Raw genomic sequence first — 17,052 nt, forward strand, 5'->3', positions numbered from 1 at the left:
TGCTTTTTGAGATTGCGGCAATGAATAAACGGACTTTTTCCTTTCTGTTGCTTTTTATGCTGCTGAATAATGCCGCGTCGGCAGGCGTTATTGTCGGCGGCACGCGTATTATTTTTAACGGCGCGGTAAAAGAGAACACGCTTAGCGTCACAAATCCCGATGAATCGCCATGGCTGATTCAGTCCTGGGTTGAAAGCGATGGCAAAAGCAAAGCGCCTTTTATTTTCTCGCCGCCGCTTTTCCGTCTTGATGCCAGGCAGAAAAATATATTGCGCATTATTCACACCGGCGGCGATTTACCCACGGATCGGGAGAGCCTTTTTTGGGCGAATATTAAATCTATTCCCACCGCGCCCGATGTGGATAACGCACTGCAAATCGCTATTAAAACCCAGATTAAACTGATCTATCGCCCGGCGAGCCTGAAAAACGGCTTTTTACCGGAGCAGATGAAAAAGCTGCAATGGCGCTGGCAACAGGGGAAGCTTCAGGTTACTAACCCCACGCCTTTTTATATGAACTTTCAATCAATTGAAATTAATGGCAAAGCGGTTTCTGAACCGCAATGGGTTGCGCCGTTTGCCGAGAAGCAATATTTACTTCCCCAGCTCGCTGCGACCGGCACGGTGCGGTGGCGCCTGATTAATGATTATGGCGCGCTGACTGAGACATTTCAGGCCAGCTATTAATTTATCTCTTAATAATAAAAACAGTAACGCTATTCGGAAAGGACAACATATGGCGGGCGCATGGATACGCCTTTTATTATTACTAACGATAACTTTCGCCATTATACAGCCCGCGATAAGCGATAGCAGTTTGCATTTTAATCCGGCGCTGCTGGAACAGCAGGGTGCTGAAAACGGCGCGGTGGACCTCTCCGCCTTTGAAAATATGCCGCAGCCGCCCGGCGTCTATCGGGTAGAAGTGGTGTTGAACAATGATATCCAGGAGACGCGCGACGTCGCTTTCTCTCTGCGTGATGGTCAGCTACAGCCCTGTTTGAGCGTGGAGACGCTGGCGCGCTACGGCATTAACGTGGCGCGTTACCCGAAGCTGCAACAGGAAGAAGGCTGCGCCGATCTGAAGCAGATCGACGATGCCAGCGCGCGACTGGATGTTAGCGCGCAGCGGCTGCTGTTGAGCGTTCCGCAGGCGGCGCTAAGCAACGTTGCACGCGACGCGGTGCCGCCGACGCGCTGGGATAACGGCATCAACGCGCTGATGCTGAACTATCGCTTTAGCGGAGCGCAGAGCCAGGCACTGGAGGCGCATCGCAGCGGCAGCGATAGTCAGTTCCTGAGCCTGCGTCCCGGCGTCAACGTCGGTCCGTGGCGGCTGCGCAACTACAGTACCTGGTCGCGCAGCCAGGACGGCACAACAAGCTGGGATCACCTTTACACCTGGCTGCAACGGGAGATTGTGCCGCTGCGTGCGCAGCTGACGCTTGGTGAGAGCAGCGCGCCTGGCGATATCTTTGACAGTATCCCTTTTCGCGGCCTGCAGCTCGCCTCGGATGAAGATATGCTGCCCGACAGCCTGAAGGGGTATGCGCCGGTTGTGCGCGGCATCGCCCGCAGCCATGCGCAGGTTAACGTCTGGCAGAACGGCCATGTTATCTATCAGACCTACGTCGCGCCTGGCGCTTTTGAAATCACGGATATCTATCCTACCGGCGGCAGCGGCGATCTTTATGTCACTATCAAAGAGGCGGACGGCAGCGAACAGCGGCTGGTCGTGCCCTTCGCCTCGGTGCCGGTGCTACAACGCGAAGGCCATCTTAAATACAGCCTGACCGGCGGTGAGTATCGCGGCTATGGCCATAACGCGGACGGCAAACGTTTTTTGCAGGGAACCGCGATTTATGGCCTGCCGCAGGCGTTTACGCTCTACGGCGGGCTACAGCAGGCGGAGAACTACCGCTCGCTGGCGGCGGGCGTCGGGAAAAACTTCGGTTATCTGGGGGCGCTATCGCTGGATGTTACGCTGGCGCGCGCCAAACCGACGCATCAGGATTATGAGCAGGGGCACGCCTGGCGCATGCGCTATGGCAAAAATTTTGTCGAGACCGGCACCAGCGTGGCGCTGGCAGGCTACCGCTATGCGACGGAAGGCTTTTACAGCCTGAGCGAGATGCTGGATCGCGACGGCGACAGTCAGCGCTGGCCGTGGGATCGACGACGGCAGCGGGCCGAGATGACGCTCAATCAGAACTTATGGACAGGCGCCGGCGCGTTGACGCTGAGCGCCATCAATGAAGATTACTGGGACAGCGCTCGCCATGTGCGTTCGCTGAGCGTTGGCTACAACAACAGCTGGCGCAGCATTAGCCTCAGTCTGAACTACAGCTATAACCGCAACGTGCTGCGACAGGATGCGGGCGATACCATTGCGCAGGAAGATAAGGTGCTGGCGCTTTCGCTCAGCGTGCCGCTCGGCCGTGAAAGCGGGCGGACCTGGGCAAACTATCAGTTGAACAGCACTCGCCACGGCGGCGACAGCCAATCGCTGGGGCTGAGCGGCATGGCGCTGGCGGATAACAACCTGAGCTGGAGCGTGCGGCAGGGTTATGCCACGCGCAACGAAGGCAGCAGCGGCAGCGCAGAGCTGGACTATCGCGGCGGCTACGGCGAGGTGGATGCGGGCTACGCCTGGGATCGCCACAGCCGACGCCTCAGCTATGGCCTCAGCGGCGCGCTGATGGCGCACCGGGACGGCATTACCCTCAGCCAGCCGCTGGGCGAGACGGCTGCACTGATAAAAGCGCCAGGTATCGCCGGCGCGTCGGTCGCCAACCAGACCGGCGTCCGCACCGACTTTCGTGGCTATACCCTGGTGCCCTATGTCAGGCCATTTCGGGTGAATGAGCTGTCGCTTGATCCGCTGTCGCTGGCGGATAACGTGGAGCTGGATCAGACCAGCGCCCAGGTCATTCCTACGCGCGGCGCCGTGGTGCGCGCTGATTTTAGCGGTCGTACCGGCCAGCGCGCCCTGATCAGGCTGACGCGCAGCAATGGCCAGCCGGTTCCCTTCGGCGCCACGGTCAGGCTGGCGGATGAGAACGCCGACTACAGCAGCATTGTCGGCAATGAAGGTGAAGTCTGGCTCAGCGGCCTGGGCCCACAGGGCACGCTGCTGGTGAGCTGGGGCAAAAACGCCGACAACCAGTGTCGCGCCAGCTTTGTCCTGCCGGAAGGAAAAAGTCAGCCAGTGAGCCAGCTTCAGGCGACCTGCCGTTAAACGCACCATAAGGAATGGATATGAAGAAGTTAACAGGAGCGGCGGGCGGGATGATGTTGGTAGCCATGCTGCCCGCCAGCGGCTGGGCCGCAGGCTGCGATATCGATGCGACCAGAACGCAGCGCGTCACGCTGCCGGATCTGCTGATCGATCCTAACCTGCCGCCGGGCAGCGTCATCGGCAGTAAAATCGTCAGCCTGGCGGGCGCGGCCGCGCAGCGCTGCTCCGGCAGCATTTCCTATCAGTCGATGATGACCGGCAGCTGGAGCCGACCGAGCGGCGTGTTGCCCGATGTTTATGAGACCGGCGTGCCGGGCGTGGGAGTAAAGATCTCTGATTATCTGTTCAGCGATCGGTCTGTTCCGGTTTCGGAGACGCTGACGCCCAACCCGAACGCGCCGCTGCCCGGTTTTGATATTCAACTGCTGTTTTACCGCATCGGCGACATCACGCCGGGCAGCTTCCCCGGCGGCGAAGTGGCGCGCTTTACGCTGCCCGACAGCAGCGGCAACGCCGCCGTCGCGCTTAGCTTACAGGCGGCCTCCGGCAGCGTGCGCATGAAAAGCTGTTATGCCAAATCTCCGAACCTGATTGTGCAGCTCGGCAGCGTTAACCGCCGCACCTTTGTCGGCATGGGCAGCACCGTGACGCCGACCGCTTTTAACGTGGAGCTGATTTGTCAGGGCGACCTGCCGGTCAATGTTTCTTTCTCGACAGCCAGCGGCGCGTCGTCGCCGGAGCCGGGCATCGTGCCGATTGAGAACGGAGAAGGATCTGCCAGCGGCGTGGCGGTAAAGGTTATGCATCGCGACGGATCGCCGCTGCGGTTTGATACGCCGCAGCCTTATCACCTTAATGGCGAACCGGAGATCAAGATTCCGCTGCTGGCGACCATGACGCCAGTCGGCAACCGTATCACGCCCGGCAAGGTACGCGCGACGATGACCTTTACCATTACGCAGAACTAGAGGAAAAGGGAATGTCATGATGGAGACGCTCTGCGCCCGCAGAGAGCAGGGCGCAGAGCGGGAGGCGAGTATCAGGAGATAAAGTTTTTACCCTGTTTCAACACCACATCACAGGCTTTGGTTTTCACCTTCTCACCGAGCGGGGTGTTGCTCAGGCTTTTCAGGTTTAGCTGCTGGCCGTTGCCAGTGTTCAACAGCCCCATCAGACCCTGTTGATAGTCAGGCTGCTGCGCCTGCGCGGTGCTGTTTTGCAGGCCGAGCTTGCTCAGCACCTGATCCTTGATGCTGGCGACATTGTTATCCACCACGTTATGCTTCACGCAGTATTCCATGATGCCGGCGGCGTTAGTCATGCTGTTGCTGCTTACCGCCTTATCGCCGCCGTTCAGCAGGCCGGCAAGGGAGGAGAGCGACAGGCCGTTCTGCGCATTTGCGCCGTTCTGAGTGTTGCTGGTGGTATTACTGTTTTGCTGGCTCAGCTGCGACGCCGCGCTGCTGAGCTGATCCTGCCAGCTTGCCGCCAGCGCCGTTCCCGCCACCATAAAAGAGAGCATACCTGTCGTCAGCGTCACCCGCTGTAAGAGCCTTTTCATTTTTAACCCCATTTTTATATCCGGCGCGCCAACAACAGCGCGCCCGCTATCAGCTGGATAGGACTGCCGATGGGGCGGGGAGTTCCGGCTAATGCGCCGCAAAGCGGCGTCAGAGGCGGTGATTGAGAATAGTCTGTATGGTGAGGCGAAATTTTCGGCACTTAGCGCACACGACGGACAATTGAGGTTGCGCAGGTGGCCGGTAAGGGTATAATCCTCAACGTTTTCCGCATACCCTTCAGTGCCGAAGTGGCGAAATCGGTAGACGCAGTTGATTCAAAATCAACCGTAGAAATACGTGCCGGTTCGAGTCCGGCCTTCGGCACCAAGACCTCTTCCAAGACCATCCGAGAAAGTCCATCAAACCCTTTAAAATCAAGGCGTACAGCGGTTTTTGTATCCGGTGTTGTCCGAGTCCGTCCGTTGAAATCCAAGGGGCACTGGGGGCATAATTGGGGGCATCTTAACTTCGATTAGAAATGTGCCCCCAAAATGAAGCTCAACGCCAGACAGGTAGAGACCGCAAAGCCTAAAGACAAAACCTACAAAATGGCCGATGGTGGCGGTTTGTATCTTGAGGTTTCGGCTAAGGGTTCTAAATACTGGCGCATGAAATACAGGCGCCCCTCTGACAAAAAAGAGGATCGCCTTGCTTTTGGTGTTTGGCCTACTGTTACGCTTGCTCAGGCTAGAACAAAGCGCGATGAAGCTAAAAAGCTGTTAGTGCAGGGCATAGACCCAAAAGCCGAACAGAAAGAAGCTCAGGCCGAGAATTCAGGGGCATATACTTTCGAAACCATTGCTCGTGAATGGCATGCCAGTAACAAGCGCTGGAGTGAAGACCACCGATCACGCGTCTTACGCTATCTTGAGCTTTATATCTTCCCTTATATCGGTTCATCCGACATTCGCCAGCTTAAAACTAGTCACCTGTTAGCCCCGATTAAAAAAGTTGATGCCAGTGGAAAGCATGACGTCGCTCAGCGCTTGCAACAGCGCGTCACGGCCATTATGCGTTATGCCGTACAGAACGATTACATCGACTCAAATCCAGCCAGTGATATGGCCGGTGCTCTATCGACAACCAAAGCGCGACATTACCCTGCTTTACCCTCAAGCCGATTCCCTGAGTTTCTTGCTCGTCTTGCTGCATATCGTGGCCGTGTAATGACGCGGATCGCGGTCGAGCTTTCATTACTCACTTTTGTGCGTTCCAGTGAGTTACGTTTCGCGCGTTGGGATGAGTTCGACTTCGATAAATCTCTCTGGCGTGTACCTGCAAAACGAGAAGAAATTAAGGGCGTGCGTTATTCGTACCGTGGCATGAAGATGAAAGAGGAGCATATTGTTCCACTTAGTCGACAAGCGGTGATTTTGTTAGAGCAGTTAAAGCAGATTAGCGGTGATAAGGAGCTGCTGTTTCCGGGGGATCACGACGCAACTAAGGTTATGAGTGAAAACACCGTAAATAGCGCACTACGTGCGATGGGATATGACACGAAAACTGAGGTCTGCGGGCATGGATTTAGGACGATGGCGCGGGGGGCGCTTGGTGAATCAGGATTATGGAGTGATGATGCGATAGAGCGCCAGTTGAGCCATTCAGAGCGTAATAATGTACGTGCAGCTTATATTCATACTTCTGAACATCTAGATGAGAGGCGTCTTATGGTTCAATGGTGGGCGGATTATTTAGATATAAGTAAGCATTCTCAAGTCACGCCATATGAGTTTGGAAACACGCTTAAAGTTAAATATTAAGAAATGCCGGTCAAAAGCTAACTTATTTTTTCTGCATTTGACCAAGTGTAATTACAGTTATTAATATTATGTGAACAATATTAAGAATGAGAATGTATAAACCACATTTCAAAATTGTTAATGCAACATTAAATGGCATTATGATAGCCACCATGCATAATAAAAATGTTACCAATAAAAAAATAATGCTCTGCCCATATATATGGTAGAATATATTTATATATCCTTGCTGTCGCCACCTTAGAAAAGAAGTCTTATCAGATACCGATATAATGTAAGCGCCAATTGCAGCAATGAATCCAGTCATTGTGAAACTGAAAGTCCCTAATAATGTAGCGATACCGATTATACCTTCAGGTTTTATCGCTATGTATTGGTTTTCACAAAACACCGCAATGAGAGAAAAAACAACAGCAGTAAGAATGCTTACACCCCACGTGGCTATATTAATTTTCATTATTGCTTGGTTAGTAAGCATCGTTATCCTCAACTTTTTGTTTTGTGGTAACTTTCTGTTTTTAGAGCAGCCCACACCGGATCAATAATACCTGAATGTATGCGTCCAGTAAATTTTTGTGCATATGTACTCACTTCACTTATAACAACTTGGTTTTTATATATTTTTTCAAGTATTTGCTCTTCAATCTTTGTTTTGAGATGAGGGTTTATTATATCAAAAATATTCTGATTTTGATCTAAAATAAACTCTTTCACATTTGATTGAAATTCATCCGCCTTAGCTCTGAAATAAATTTCTGCATACTCTTTGTCATTGGATGAAGATAAGCTTGAGAGTAATGGTTGTATATAATCCTTCACATTCTCTTTTCTATCTTTTCTTTTTACGATAATTTGTACTTCCATATTGTCTGATGGGTCCTTGCCAAACAATCCATTTATTACATCCCCAACAGAATCATTATTTAACTTCACTCGCGCTTCAGTGATGAGTTTGAATTTCGTAGCCGATGTGGATTTGATTTCTATTTTTAGCGTGCAAAGCTCGAAGGTGTAAATATGCGATTGAAAATCTTGATTAATTATTTCGTTAATAAAGAATTGCAAATCATCAATGTCAGCATTACCTTTACCCTCGGTTACTCCGATTATTGAATGTTTAGGGTCAACAAAAAAGTAAGTGACTTTCTCTAGACTATCTTTACCAAGCACAGACGCCAAGTCATTTACCACACCAGTTGCTCTATCTACAGCTTTAAATGCTGTAGTAATTGCTGGCGTGGTCAAATAGTATATGCCATCAAATGAGGTGGGCATGGCTAGGTACAGTCTTTTTAACCCTTTATTTTTCTCAAAAAGAGATTTTTTTCTATGCAAACAAAAATTTTTGATAATATCTGAAATGTTATCAAAATAAACTTGTTGATTTCTATTGTCGGTTATTCTGTAAGTGAAATAATTTAATTTCATGTTCTCTTTCGCCTAGAGTGTTGATTTTTTTATCATTGATCAGAAATATACTTTTAACAAGTATGCCTGCTCATTTTTTTGGGGAGGTCAATATATTATGTATTGGTATTGTTCACCTGCGTGCCTCGTAAGAGCATCAAACCTACTTTATGCATTTGCCACTGACCCATAAACGTTTATCTGCATACATCTGCGATGTACACAGGGTACGAAAATAAATGTGCATCATTGCTATTGGCGCGCAATGCTCTCCCCACCCCGCCTGCCCGCTTCATGTAGCGGTTTTCATGCAGGTGCATGAGCGTCCCGAAACCGCGCCGCCACTGGTCGGAACGGGAGAATTGCAGGTGCATTTATTCATGCGTTTTCATGCGGCATAGTCATGCACTGCCGCAACGGCGGGCCAGCCAGAGAAAAAGCCACAAAAAACCCGGCGCGGTGGCCGGGGAAGGAATCAAGTCGAATGCTCAGGCGGGAGCGTGCTGCCGGTTCGACAGCCTGCTGGCTGCGCCGTAGCGGTTAAGCGTCTGCGGTGCCCGCTTCGGGGTTTCCGGCGCCGGTTCGGGTGTTTCTGCTGCCTTCTGCGGCTTCATAATGATGCTGTCCAGGCTTTCCAGCGTGGTGAAGGTGCAGGAGCAGTCAATATTACGGCACTGATACCAGGTCTTTTTCAGCGTGCCGGTCTGGTACTCACTGGTACGGGTGTGGGCGGTGGTGCCGCACTCCGGGCATTTCATGGCCATCTTAGCGGCCCTCCTGCTGTGCATTCAGCTTTTCCAGCCGAAACCGGTAGCCTGCATCCCTGGCCGGGGTGCGGATGGCGGCAGCGTCATCGCGCACTGCGCTGTCAGGATACAGCCCTGTCTCATTGAGGATGGCCTGGTATTCTTCAGCCACCACGGGCGCGCTGATTTCAGCCTCGCGGACAACGGCGGCACGCAACGTTCGCATGGCGGTTTCCAGCCCGGCGGGGCCGTTCAGGTAAGGTGCCAGCGCACCGGTCAGCGCAGCGCCATGCGCATCCATAAAGGCGGTCAGCGCTTCACTCACACACGTATCAATCACATAACGATGTGCCTGAAGCACGTCACCGGCGGCACAGATAATCTGCCAGGTCAGCACGTCCTGCCATTCACGCAGGTTATCCGCCTGCTCGGCGTAATCAGTGGGTTTGCCCTCACTACTGAACAGTGTTTCAAGCTGCTGCTGTTTGTTTTCACGGTCAGCGCGCAGGATGCGCCAGCTTTCACCGGCACTGCGGTACTGGCTCAGGGCATCCTGTGGGGTGATTGCGTTTATCATGCTTTATCTCCTGCGGCCTTCTGTTGCTTAACCCTCATTCTGTGGCGGGCTGCGGGAGTGGGGGCCAGGCGCGCATCGCTGTATGCCTGCGGGGCCGGATACAGCCCGGTTTCTTCAAGCAGCGCATCGCCCTCAGCCGACGGGTTGTGGTCCACTGCTTTCGTCATGATTTCTTCGTGGATGAACTGCCTGAACATCGTGGTGCTGTCATTCACCCCTTCAACCCCTCCGTCGTGTTCGTTCCGCATGGCAAGCCAGCGCAGGCTCAGGGCGTGTATCAGCGCCTGGCCGTGTTCTTTCATAAATTGCGCCCAGACGTGACGGGCATGGGCATTTATCAGGGACTGGTGCGCGCTGGTATAGGCCACAGCCCGGTCGCCGGTGGTCCAGGGCAGGGTTTCAGTTTCGGCCTGGTGCGCGGCCAGCAGGTCATCGAATTCGTCCAGCGTTTCGCGGCCCAGCGCAATTTCGGCGCGCAGCTTCTTCATGCGTGGCGTCATTGCGCCCTGGTTTTCACGGAACAGCTGGCGCCATTCTTCGTTCTGCGCTCTGGCTTCTGCCTCCGTTTCTCCACGGCGTTTGCGGATGGTCTCCGCCATGCCTGCGGCATCTGCCTGTTTCTGGCGTGCGGCAAGCCATGCGGATTTGCTGCTTTTTACGCGCTCCAGCGCCTGCTGTGTGGCGGCAGGCAGGGCGGCAATGGCATCAGTGGTCGGGGTCCGGGTGGTGTCGGTCATAAATGGCTCCGTTGCGGTGTTTTCGTTAACGCCATTGTGCCGTTGCTGGCACAACCCGGCTAACGGACAGCGTTGTGTCAGCCACCAGACAAAAAAGCCTTTCTTCTGGCGAGCCAGGGAAGGTTTCACGCAAGCCATTATTCAGCTTTTAGTTTTATATATATCCTTCACCATTCTTCACCAGAAAGAAAAATAAAGGAAATACAGCTAATTAAGAGGTGAACAGTTTAGAAACAATCCTTCACCCTCTGTTCACCATTCTTCATCCCTCAGAGGGCACTAATAAATTATTTCGCATGGTAATTCCTTTTAATTTAACGGTTTTCATTGGCGGAAACTTACTCTTCGTTTTACTCCGTTTCTATTCGTTCATATTCGTTTTTATTTGTTAGTAATGAGCGAAAAACAACCGTTTTGTAGAGGCGCTGGCACAATCCGGGCTTGTTGCTTTGAGCGAAAATATGCTGAAAATAAAGAGCTACCCGACGCCGGACACGTTCGCCCGGCCCCGTATGGAACAAACAAGAGGTAGCCCATGCACAGCACGTTATCCGCACATTCTTCCGCTCCGGCGGCCCCGGTTATGCCTGCAACGATGCCGGTTCAGGAGCGCTTTATGCGCCTTCCGGAAGTCATCCACGTCTGCGGCCTGTCCCGCTCGACCATTTATGACCTTATCAGCCGCGACGCCTTTCCGGCCCAGATTTCCCTGGGCGGCAAGAACGTGGCATGGCTTGCCAGCGAGGTAAGCGCCTGGATGAACGAACGCATCGCCGCGCGCGGTCAGGAGCGTGCCGCATGATTATGCTGACCATTGGCGGTAAAACGCATGACCTGTCCGTGGCCGACGCGAAGCAGCTGGCGCTGGCGATTGCCGCTGAGGTGGACGAGCCGGGGCAGGCACGACGTTTTCGCGGCACTGATACCGCCTTTTGCGTGCAAAGCGCAGGCGCGGCCCCTGCAAAAACCGATATGCAGACGTTTTCCCGCGCCGGTATCACCCTCACTGACTGCTGAGGCCCATATGCTGTTTTTTCCTGCTTTCCCCGGCTTGCACGCCGGGGCCTTTCCCTGGTACAGTATTTCCGCTGTCGCAAAATCGGCAGCCGGGATTGGCGTCCCGAATACAACATTGGCGACACCAGACGCGCCTTGCGTCTTTTTTTGTGTCTGTGCCCTGATGCACCCATTTTTCGCGCAATGGCTTGTAATCCCTTGTGCCTGTCGAGTAATGGTGGCTCAGGCGGGGGCTTCTCACGAAGCGCCGGTTTCCAATGTTGCCGGTTACGCCAACCCTGTCTGGGCTACCACCAGTGAAATTGGCGTTTCCGGTGGTAGCAGCAAGCTACTAACATTGGAGATTGCCCTTATGGCTACGGTCCTTAACTCCCCACACCCTCAGTTCTCACTGATCTTCGCCGCCCGCCTGCCGGTCCGGGAGGGGCGCGCATGAACCACATCCTGATTTCGTATTCAGACCTGCTTCGTCTGGAGCATCTGCGCAATGCCGGGCGCTTCGTCAGTGACATGACGGCCCTTCAGGACTGCCACGAACAGCCGCAGCCGCTTCAGCACGCGCAGCTGGCCTCACTGGTGTTTCTCATCACTGAACAGCTCGACGCCGTGGTGACACGCTGCCATGACGGCGTGATGAATGAAGAGGTGAAACCATGAATACCCATGCCCTTTCTCCTGACCTGCGCGCTGCGCTTTCCCGCCGGGCGGTGGCCTGTGCCTGGCTTTCCCTGTGCCGCAGACAGCAGCGCTACCCCATGCTGACGCTAACGCGTCTTGAGCAGGCGATTGAAAACGAGCTGGAAGGCTTTTACCTGCGCCAGCATGGCCGGGTGCGCGGGCAGGAGATTGCCTGCGCGCTGCTGGATGACCTGCTGGCCACCGGGCCGCTGAAGTCAGCCCCGTGCCTGAGCTTTCTGGGTCAGGTGGTGATGGACGAGCTGTGCGGACGTCTGGAAAGCACGCCGCTGCTGCACTGAGGGAGAAAATCATAATGAAAATGACCGTATCAGACGCGGCAAAAGCCGCCCGGGGCCACTGGCCCCGCATTCTGCCCGCACTGGGCCTGAACGTGGTGAAGAACCGCCACATGCCGTGCCCGGTGTGCGGCGGCACCGACCGCTTCCGCTTTGACGACCAGGAGGGGCGCGGCACCTGGCTCTGCAACCAGTGCGGGGCCGGTGACGGCATGGACCTGGTGAAAAAGGCGCTGCGCATTAACCTGACCGAGGCCGCCGCGCGCGTGAACGGCCTGACCGGCAACCTGCCGCCGGTGGATGATACTGCCGTTGCCCCTGCAGACGCCGAAGATGATGAAGCGGCACGCGAAACTGCCGCCGCGCTGGCCCAGGAGCTGGTAAGCAGCGCCCGTGAAGCCGCCGGTAACGCCTACCTGTCTCACAAGGGCTGGCCTGAGCAGTCCTGTCTGACGCTGACGAAGCCGCAGAAGATAGCGATAACCATCTACCGTCCCGGCGACATGATGGTGCCGCTGCATGACATGAGCGGTCAGCTGGTTAACGTGCAGCTCATTAACGCGGAGGGCGTCAAGCGCACCCTGAAGGGCGGACAGGTTAAAGAGGCCTGCCACATTTTTGGCAGCGGAAAACCGGCAAAACGCATCTGGCTGACCGAGGGATACGCCACCGGCCTGACGGTGCATAACCTGAGCGGCGATGAGGTGTGGGTTGCCCTGTCGTCCTCTAATCTTCTTTCCCTGGCTGGCCTGGCGCGGGAGAAACACGCCACGCTGCCGCTGCTGATTGCCGCCGACCGGGACCTGAACGGCGACGGCCAGCGGAAGGCGCAGAAGGCCGCTGAAGCCTGCAACGCCACGGTGGCGCTGCCGCCGGTGTTTGGTGACTGGAACGATGCGTACACGCAGCAGGGCGAAGCAGTTACCCGGCAGGCCCTGCGTGAGGCCGCCGTACCGCCTGCGGCCAGTCCGTTTGACGTGATGAGCGAGGCGGAGTTTACCGCCATGAGCGCCAGCGAGAAGGCAGAGCGCGTGGCGGAGCATTACCGCAGCAATCTTGCCGTGGACGCCAGCGGGGAGATTCTCTGTCGCTACGAGGCAGGCGCCTGGAAGGTGATTTCCGGTAACCAGTTCGGGCGCGACGTGGCGCAGCTGTTCCAGCGCCTGCGCGCGCCGTTCTCAGCGGGCAAAATCGCGGGCGTGGTGGACACGCTGAAGCTGATGCTGCCGCAGCAGGCCGCACCACAGCGTCAGCTTATCGGCTTTCGCAACGGCGTACTCGATACGCGCACCGGCCTCTTCAGCCCGCACCGCCGGGAAAACTGGCTGCGCACCGTCAGCGACGTGGACTATACCCGCCCGGTAGAGGGCGAAACGCTGGAGCGCCACGCGCCGCACTTCTGGCAGTGGCTGGACCGTGCCGCCGGGCGTAACGCGGAGAAACGCGACATCATTCTGGCCGCGCTGTTTATGGTGCTGGCGAACCGCTACGACTGGCAGCTGTTTCTGGAGGTGACCGGTCCCGGCGGCAGCGGCAAAAGCATTATGTCAGATATCGCCACCATGCTGGCCGGTGCGGATAATGCCACCTCCGCGACCATCGAGACGCTGGAATCGTCGCGTGAGCGCGCGTCCGTTATCGGCTACTCACTGATTATTCTGCCGGACCAGGAGAAGTGGAGCGGCGACGGCGCGGGCCTCAAGGCGATTACCGGCGGTGATGCGGTGTCCGTGGACCCGAAGTACAAAGACGCCTACTCCACGCACATCCCGGCGGTGATTCTGGCCGTGAACAACAACCCGATGCGCTTTACCGACCGCAGCGGGGGCGTGTCGCGCCGCCGGGTGATCCTGCATTTCCCGGAAATCATCCCGGCAAACGAGCGCGACCCGCAGCTGAAGGAAAAGATACAGTCAGAGCTGGCCGTTATCGTGCGCCAGCTGATGCAGCGCTTCAGGGACCCGCAGGACGCCCGCAGGCTGCTTCAGTCGCAGCAGAACTCCGGCGAGGCGATGCGCATCAAGCGCGACGCTGACCCGATGGTGGACTTCTGCGGCTACCTGTTTGCCACCGCTGAGCCGACTGGCCTGCACATGGGCAACGCCAGCATCCGCCCGTTACAGCCCAGGCGCTACCTCTATCACGCCTATCTCGCGTATATGGAAGCCAACGGCTACCGCAACCCGCTCAGCATGAAATCATTCAGCCAGGCACTGGAAAGTATCCTGCGTGAGTACGGCCTGAACTACCTGAAGCGGCGCACGAAAACAGGAATACAGACCAACCTCGACCTGACGGATGAAAGCAGCACTGACTGGCTGCCGAAGTGTGACGATCCGGCAGCAGCCTGACTACCCGAACCGGCGAAAGCCGGTTTTTTTACGCCCATCGTTCATCCGGGGTGAAGGGTATACGTCACCCTTCACTCATGCATCACCAGATAACTTGCTGATATATAATAATAAATTTCATGGATGAACAGTGTGAAGGATTATTTATAAAATCTTTTTTTATGCTGCTTTTTCGAGCCAGCATTTCCAGGTGTAATTACACAATCTCAAATTTTGATTGTGGACGAATATTAATCCGGTAGATATGGTATTGATACAGCCATAAATGAGGTGCGAAATGGATACAGTTGAAGAGCTAGGCGGCACATATTTTTACAAAGGAATGTTTAATCTCACCGCAGGGGAGCTTTTTTTCTTCGTGTTTTTGGATGAGGCTCAAAAACAACTTGGTGTAGAGGATATAGCTACATTAGCACTGATAATTTTAGGTCAGCCAACCCAAAGTACGCGAGCGAAACCAGCCGGGACGACGAAAGGAACGTCAATCTTGAGCGCAAATCTTCGCGTTTGGTTAAAAATCAGGGTACACCGCTGGCCTACCCTTACAACTGAGAGCATTAAACGGCTAAAGTTTACTTACGTTAATAATCTGGGTGCTTTTGCTGGACGCTGGATACCTATACTTGGGATAGGTTTTATAATGAATGATGTGACTCAAATCGCATGGAAAACGACCCATAACTATAACCTGATTGCAAAGAAAGGTGACAAGCTATGGTAAAAGACACGACAGAAAGCGCTGTTTTGGAATGGTATGACAATAACTATAATTCTAAACCTCTTTTCTCAAGAGAGAAGCCTGAGTTAACGCTTGAAACCAGCCTATCGACAGGAAAATATCCCTGGGCCAGGGAAACAGGTGATGAAATTATGAAAGATTATTTTGAACGTTTTAATGTTGATAATAGCGAATTCGACTTTATTGCATATTGGCCTTATGAAAAAGGTTTGCTGCCTAACTTCTTAAGACCTAAATCTCAAAAAATCCCCAATGTTGAACCAAAGCCTCTGACGCTTCGTATGCTCATTGAATCAGCAAAAGCTGGTCGTTGGCTTTTCAGCTAATTGGCTTAACAACATCTCCCTGTCGGGAAGTATATTCTGCGGTTAGGTTCCGTTCATCGGATCCTAACCCATAAGCCGGAAAAGTTTGCTAAAAGAGTATTTTTCAATCGCATAGAGCATCTGGCAGCAGACGATCGCTTAAAAAAATCAGGGGGCACAAAAGGGGGCATTTAATAATTTGTTTTTTACAATTACATTATAAAACAAAAGCTTAAATGATTGTTTGAGTCCGGCCTTCGCACCATCGGAACATCAATAGACGTCAACGGACGTCTTTTTTTGTGCCTGAAATCCAGTATCCGCAAGGCTTTCCTCGCTTTTTCACTCAACCTAAGTCAACCTGATTCAATCTACATCAACTTACTGATGCGGGTACAACTGCGGGTATATCCCGGTTCGATAATGTTTGTACCCACACAGAACCCTTGAAAGGATACTCATCATGGCTCTGAGTGATGTGAAGGTTCGTTCGGCAAAGCCGGAAGCAAAAGCCTATAAGCTTACCGATGGTGACGGCATGGTATTGTTGGTTCACCCGAATGGCTCGAAATACTGGCGGCTTCGTTATCGCTTTGGCGGTAAAGAGAAGATGCTGGCGTTGGGGAAATATCCTGAAGTTTCGCTGGCGGATGCCAGGGCACGCAGGGATGAGGCCCGTAAGCTATTAGCTAATGGTGTCGATCCCAGTGAGAATAAGAAAGCCGTTAAGGTAGAGCAGGAGCAAGAGGCGATAACGTTTGAAGTGGTCGCCAGAGGCTGGCATGCCAGCAATCAGAAGTGGTCTACATCGCACAGTGCCCGTGTTTTGAAAAGCCTTGAAGATAATCTCTTTGCTGCTATTGGTAAGCGGAACATTGCGGAGCTGAAGACACGAGATTTGCTTGTACCCATTAAGGCGGTGGAATCATCCGGACGACTCGAAGTTGCCGCCCGTTTACAACAGCGTACTACCGCGATTATGCGCTTTGCTGTGCAGAGCGGCTTAATCGACTATAACCCCGCGCAAGAGATTGCCGGTGCGGTTGCTACGGCGAAAAGACAGCATCGTGCTGCATTGGAACTTAACCGCATTCCTGAATTACTTCACCGCATCGATCACTACTCTGGCAGACCGTTAACCCGACTGGCTGTCGAACTCACGTTGTTAGTTTTCATCCGTTCAAGCGAACTGCGTTTTGCCCGCTGGTCAGAAGTGGATTTTGATACTGCCATGTGGACGATTCCAGGGGAGCGTGAACCGCTGGAAGGCGTTAAACATTCTCAGCGTGGTTCAAAGATGCGGACTCCACATCTTGTTCCTTTGTCGCGGCAGGCTCTGGCTATTTTGGAAAAGATCAAAAGCATGAATGGGAACCGTGACCTGATCTTCGTAGGAGGTCACGATCCGCGTAAACCCATGAGTGAGAACACGGTGAACAAGGCTCTACGAGTGATGGGTTATGACACAAAAACAGAAGTATGTGGACATGGTTTCAGGACGATGGCTTGTAGCTCATTGATTGAGTCGGGGCTGTGGTCGAGGGATGCGGTGGAGCGGCAGATGAGTCACCAGGAGCGTAGCTCTGTTCGAGCAGCTTACATCCACAAGGCGGGTGATGCTGCCAACTTACTGATTT

18 protein-coding genes, 1 tRNA gene and 1 pseudogene are annotated in these 17,052 nt (G+C 53.9%); 14 read left to right on the top strand and 6 right to left on the bottom strand.

The genetic code is table 11. The features are described from left to right. Positions 1-56: 56 nt before the first annotated feature. The 3 genes from C2E16_RS03025 to C2E16_RS03035 all read left to right on the top strand — a co-directional run bounded on the left by C2E16_RS03025 (position 57) and on the right by C2E16_RS03035 (position 4,208). Positions 57-689, top strand: a complete 633-nt coding sequence (locus C2E16_RS03025) for a fimbrial biogenesis chaperone (RefSeq protein ID WP_257152251.1) — start codon at positions 57-59, stop codon at positions 687-689. 130 nt (positions 690-819) lie between these two features. After that, the gene (locus tag C2E16_RS03030; RefSeq protein WP_244555249.1) at positions 820-3,240 is read left to right on the top strand and encodes a fimbria/pilus outer membrane usher protein; all 2,421 of its coding nucleotides are present in this window, start codon (positions 820-822) and stop codon (positions 3,238-3,240) included. A 20-nt stretch (positions 3,241-3,260) separates the two neighbouring features. Then, positions 3,261-4,208 carry a fimbrial protein gene (locus C2E16_RS03035; RefSeq protein WP_159378765.1) on the top strand — a complete coding sequence of 316 codons (948 nt, stop codon included), beginning with the start codon at positions 3,261-3,263 and terminating at the stop codon, positions 4,206-4,208. Between the two features lie 71 nt (positions 4,209-4,279). Here the strand turns inward: C2E16_RS03035 and C2E16_RS03040 are convergent, their stop codons facing one another. Beyond that, complete coding sequence (locus tag C2E16_RS03040; protein ID WP_038630151.1) at positions 4,280-4,801, bottom strand: DUF2501 domain-containing protein; 522 nt, start codon at positions 4,799-4,801, stop codon at positions 4,280-4,282. A 243-nt stretch (positions 4,802-5,044) separates the two neighbouring features. Between C2E16_RS03040 and C2E16_RS03045 the strand changes: the two genes are divergently transcribed. Further along, a tRNA-Leu gene (locus tag C2E16_RS03045) sits at positions 5,045-5,129 on the top strand. A 164-nt stretch (positions 5,130-5,293) separates the two neighbouring features. Further along, a complete protein-coding gene (locus tag C2E16_RS03050) occupies positions 5,294-6,562 on the top strand; it encodes a tyrosine-type recombinase/integrase (protein WP_084969925.1) in 1,269 nt (422 codons plus the stop codon). Positions 6,563-6,584: 22 nt separating this feature from the next. Here the strand turns inward: C2E16_RS03050 and C2E16_RS03055 are convergent, their stop codons facing one another. From C2E16_RS03055 to C2E16_RS03075, 5 genes are all read right to left on the bottom strand, one after another. Next, the gene (locus tag C2E16_RS03055; protein WP_084969924.1) at positions 6,585-7,040 is read right to left on the bottom strand and encodes a hypothetical protein; all 456 of its coding nucleotides are present in this window, start codon (positions 7,038-7,040) and stop codon (positions 6,585-6,587) included. An 8-nt stretch (positions 7,041-7,048) separates the two neighbouring features. Then, the gene (locus C2E16_RS03060; protein WP_084969923.1) at positions 7,049-7,990 is read right to left on the bottom strand and encodes a hypothetical protein; all 942 of its coding nucleotides are present in this window, start codon (positions 7,988-7,990) and stop codon (positions 7,049-7,051) included. A 467-nt stretch (positions 7,991-8,457) separates the two neighbouring features. Beyond that, entirely contained in the window at positions 8,458-8,733 is a 276-nt protein-coding gene (locus C2E16_RS03065) for an ogr/Delta-like zinc finger family protein (protein ID WP_084969922.1), read from the bottom strand. 1 nt (position 8,734) lies between these two features. Further along, positions 8,735-9,292, bottom strand: a complete 558-nt coding sequence (locus C2E16_RS03070; RefSeq protein ID WP_084969921.1) for a phage polarity suppression protein — start codon at positions 9,290-9,292, stop codon at positions 8,735-8,737. Beyond that, the gene (locus C2E16_RS03075; protein ID WP_084969920.1) at positions 9,289-10,029 is read right to left on the bottom strand and encodes a phage polarity suppression protein; all 741 of its coding nucleotides are present in this window, start codon (positions 10,027-10,029) and stop codon (positions 9,289-9,291) included. Before C2E16_RS03075 ends, C2E16_RS03070 begins: the two co-directional genes overlap by 4 nt. Before the next feature lie 535 nt (positions 10,030-10,564). On the opposite strand from C2E16_RS03075, the gene C2E16_RS03080 reads away from it, so the two are divergent. The 9 genes and pseudogenes from C2E16_RS03080 to C2E16_RS03125 form a co-directional block, all read left to right on the top strand. Further along, the gene (locus tag C2E16_RS03080; protein ID WP_084969919.1) at positions 10,565-10,831 is read left to right on the top strand and encodes a helix-turn-helix transcriptional regulator; all 267 of its coding nucleotides are present in this window, start codon (positions 10,565-10,567) and stop codon (positions 10,829-10,831) included. Beyond that, positions 10,828-11,046, top strand: coding sequence for a hypothetical protein (locus tag C2E16_RS03085; RefSeq protein WP_084969918.1), 219 nt, complete (start codon positions 10,828-10,830; stop codon positions 11,044-11,046). The genes C2E16_RS03080 and C2E16_RS03085 overlap by 4 nt, the downstream gene beginning before the upstream one ends. A gap of 7 nt (positions 11,047-11,053) precedes the next feature. Beyond that, positions 11,054-11,482, top strand: coding sequence for an ash family protein (locus C2E16_RS03090; protein ID WP_084969917.1), 429 nt, complete (start codon positions 11,054-11,056; stop codon positions 11,480-11,482). Next, complete coding sequence (locus C2E16_RS03095) at positions 11,479-11,703, top strand: hypothetical protein (protein WP_084969916.1); 225 nt, start codon at positions 11,479-11,481, stop codon at positions 11,701-11,703. Before C2E16_RS03090 ends, C2E16_RS03095 begins: the two co-directional genes overlap by 4 nt. After that, positions 11,700-12,023 carry a DUF5375 family protein gene (locus C2E16_RS03100; protein ID WP_084969915.1) on the top strand — a complete coding sequence of 108 codons (324 nt, stop codon included), beginning with the start codon at positions 11,700-11,702 and terminating at the stop codon, positions 12,021-12,023. The genes C2E16_RS03095 and C2E16_RS03100 overlap by 4 nt, the downstream gene beginning before the upstream one ends. Before the next feature lie 14 nt (positions 12,024-12,037). Further along, a complete protein-coding gene (locus C2E16_RS03105) occupies positions 12,038-14,371 on the top strand; it encodes a phage/plasmid primase, P4 family (protein WP_084969914.1) in 2,334 nt (777 codons plus the stop codon). Between the two features lie 277 nt (positions 14,372-14,648). Further along, entirely contained in the window at positions 14,649-15,092 is a 444-nt protein-coding gene (locus C2E16_RS03110) for an STM2901 family protein (RefSeq protein ID WP_084969913.1), read from the top strand. Then, positions 15,086-15,436, top strand: a complete 351-nt coding sequence (locus C2E16_RS03115) for a DUF1493 family protein (RefSeq protein WP_084969912.1) — start codon at positions 15,086-15,088, stop codon at positions 15,434-15,436. Before C2E16_RS03110 ends, C2E16_RS03115 begins: the two co-directional genes overlap by 7 nt. A 442-nt stretch (positions 15,437-15,878) precedes the next feature. After that, positions 15,879-17,027 (top strand): annotated as a pseudogene (locus tag C2E16_RS03125) (tyrosine-type recombinase/integrase); the annotation flags it as partial. Positions 17,028-17,052: the final 25 nt, after the last annotated feature.

Source organism: Mixta calida (assembly GCF_002953215.1).
Classification (GTDB): domain Bacteria; phylum Pseudomonadota; class Gammaproteobacteria; order Enterobacterales; family Enterobacteriaceae; genus Mixta; species Mixta calida.

Excerpts from the sequence above, each read along its gene's own strand:
- C2E16_RS03025 (WP_257152251.1), top strand. The coding sequence starts at position 57 with ATGCTGCTGAATAATGCCGCGTCGGCAGGCGTTATTGTCGGCGGCACG.
- C2E16_RS03035 (WP_159378765.1), top strand. The coding sequence starts at position 3,261 with ATGAAGAAGTTAACAGGAGCGGCGGGCGGGATGATGTTGGTAGCCATG.
- C2E16_RS03040 (WP_038630151.1), bottom strand. The coding sequence starts at position 4,801 with ATGAAAAGGCTCTTACAGCGGGTGACGCTGACGACAGGTATGCTCTCT.
- C2E16_RS03050 (WP_084969925.1), top strand. The coding sequence starts at position 5,294 with ATGAAGCTCAACGCCAGACAGGTAGAGACCGCAAAGCCTAAAGACAAA.
- C2E16_RS03055 (WP_084969924.1), bottom strand. The coding sequence starts at position 7,040 with ATGCTTACTAACCAAGCAATAATGAAAATTAATATAGCCACGTGGGGT.
- C2E16_RS03060 (WP_084969923.1), bottom strand. The coding sequence starts at position 7,990 with ATGAAATTAAATTATTTCACTTACAGAATAACCGACAATAGAAATCAA.
- C2E16_RS03065 (WP_084969922.1), bottom strand. The coding sequence starts at position 8,733 with ATGGCCATGAAATGCCCGGAGTGCGGCACCACCGCCCACACCCGTACC.
- C2E16_RS03070 (WP_084969921.1), bottom strand. The coding sequence starts at position 9,292 with ATGATAAACGCAATCACCCCACAGGATGCCCTGAGCCAGTACCGCAGT.
- C2E16_RS03075 (WP_084969920.1), bottom strand. The coding sequence starts at position 10,029 with ATGACCGACACCACCCGGACCCCGACCACTGATGCCATTGCCGCCCTG.
- C2E16_RS03080 (WP_084969919.1), top strand. The coding sequence starts at position 10,565 with ATGCACAGCACGTTATCCGCACATTCTTCCGCTCCGGCGGCCCCGGTT.
- C2E16_RS03085 (WP_084969918.1), top strand. The coding sequence starts at position 10,828 with ATGATTATGCTGACCATTGGCGGTAAAACGCATGACCTGTCCGTGGCC.
- C2E16_RS03090 (WP_084969917.1), top strand. The coding sequence starts at position 11,054 with ATGCTGTTTTTTCCTGCTTTCCCCGGCTTGCACGCCGGGGCCTTTCCC.
- C2E16_RS03095 (WP_084969916.1), top strand. The coding sequence starts at position 11,479 with ATGAACCACATCCTGATTTCGTATTCAGACCTGCTTCGTCTGGAGCAT.
- C2E16_RS03100 (WP_084969915.1), top strand. The coding sequence starts at position 11,700 with ATGAATACCCATGCCCTTTCTCCTGACCTGCGCGCTGCGCTTTCCCGC.
- C2E16_RS03105 (WP_084969914.1), top strand. The coding sequence starts at position 12,038 with ATGAAAATGACCGTATCAGACGCGGCAAAAGCCGCCCGGGGCCACTGG.
- C2E16_RS03110 (WP_084969913.1), top strand. The coding sequence starts at position 14,649 with ATGGATACAGTTGAAGAGCTAGGCGGCACATATTTTTACAAAGGAATG.
- C2E16_RS03115 (WP_084969912.1), top strand. The coding sequence starts at position 15,086 with ATGGTAAAAGACACGACAGAAAGCGCTGTTTTGGAATGGTATGACAAT.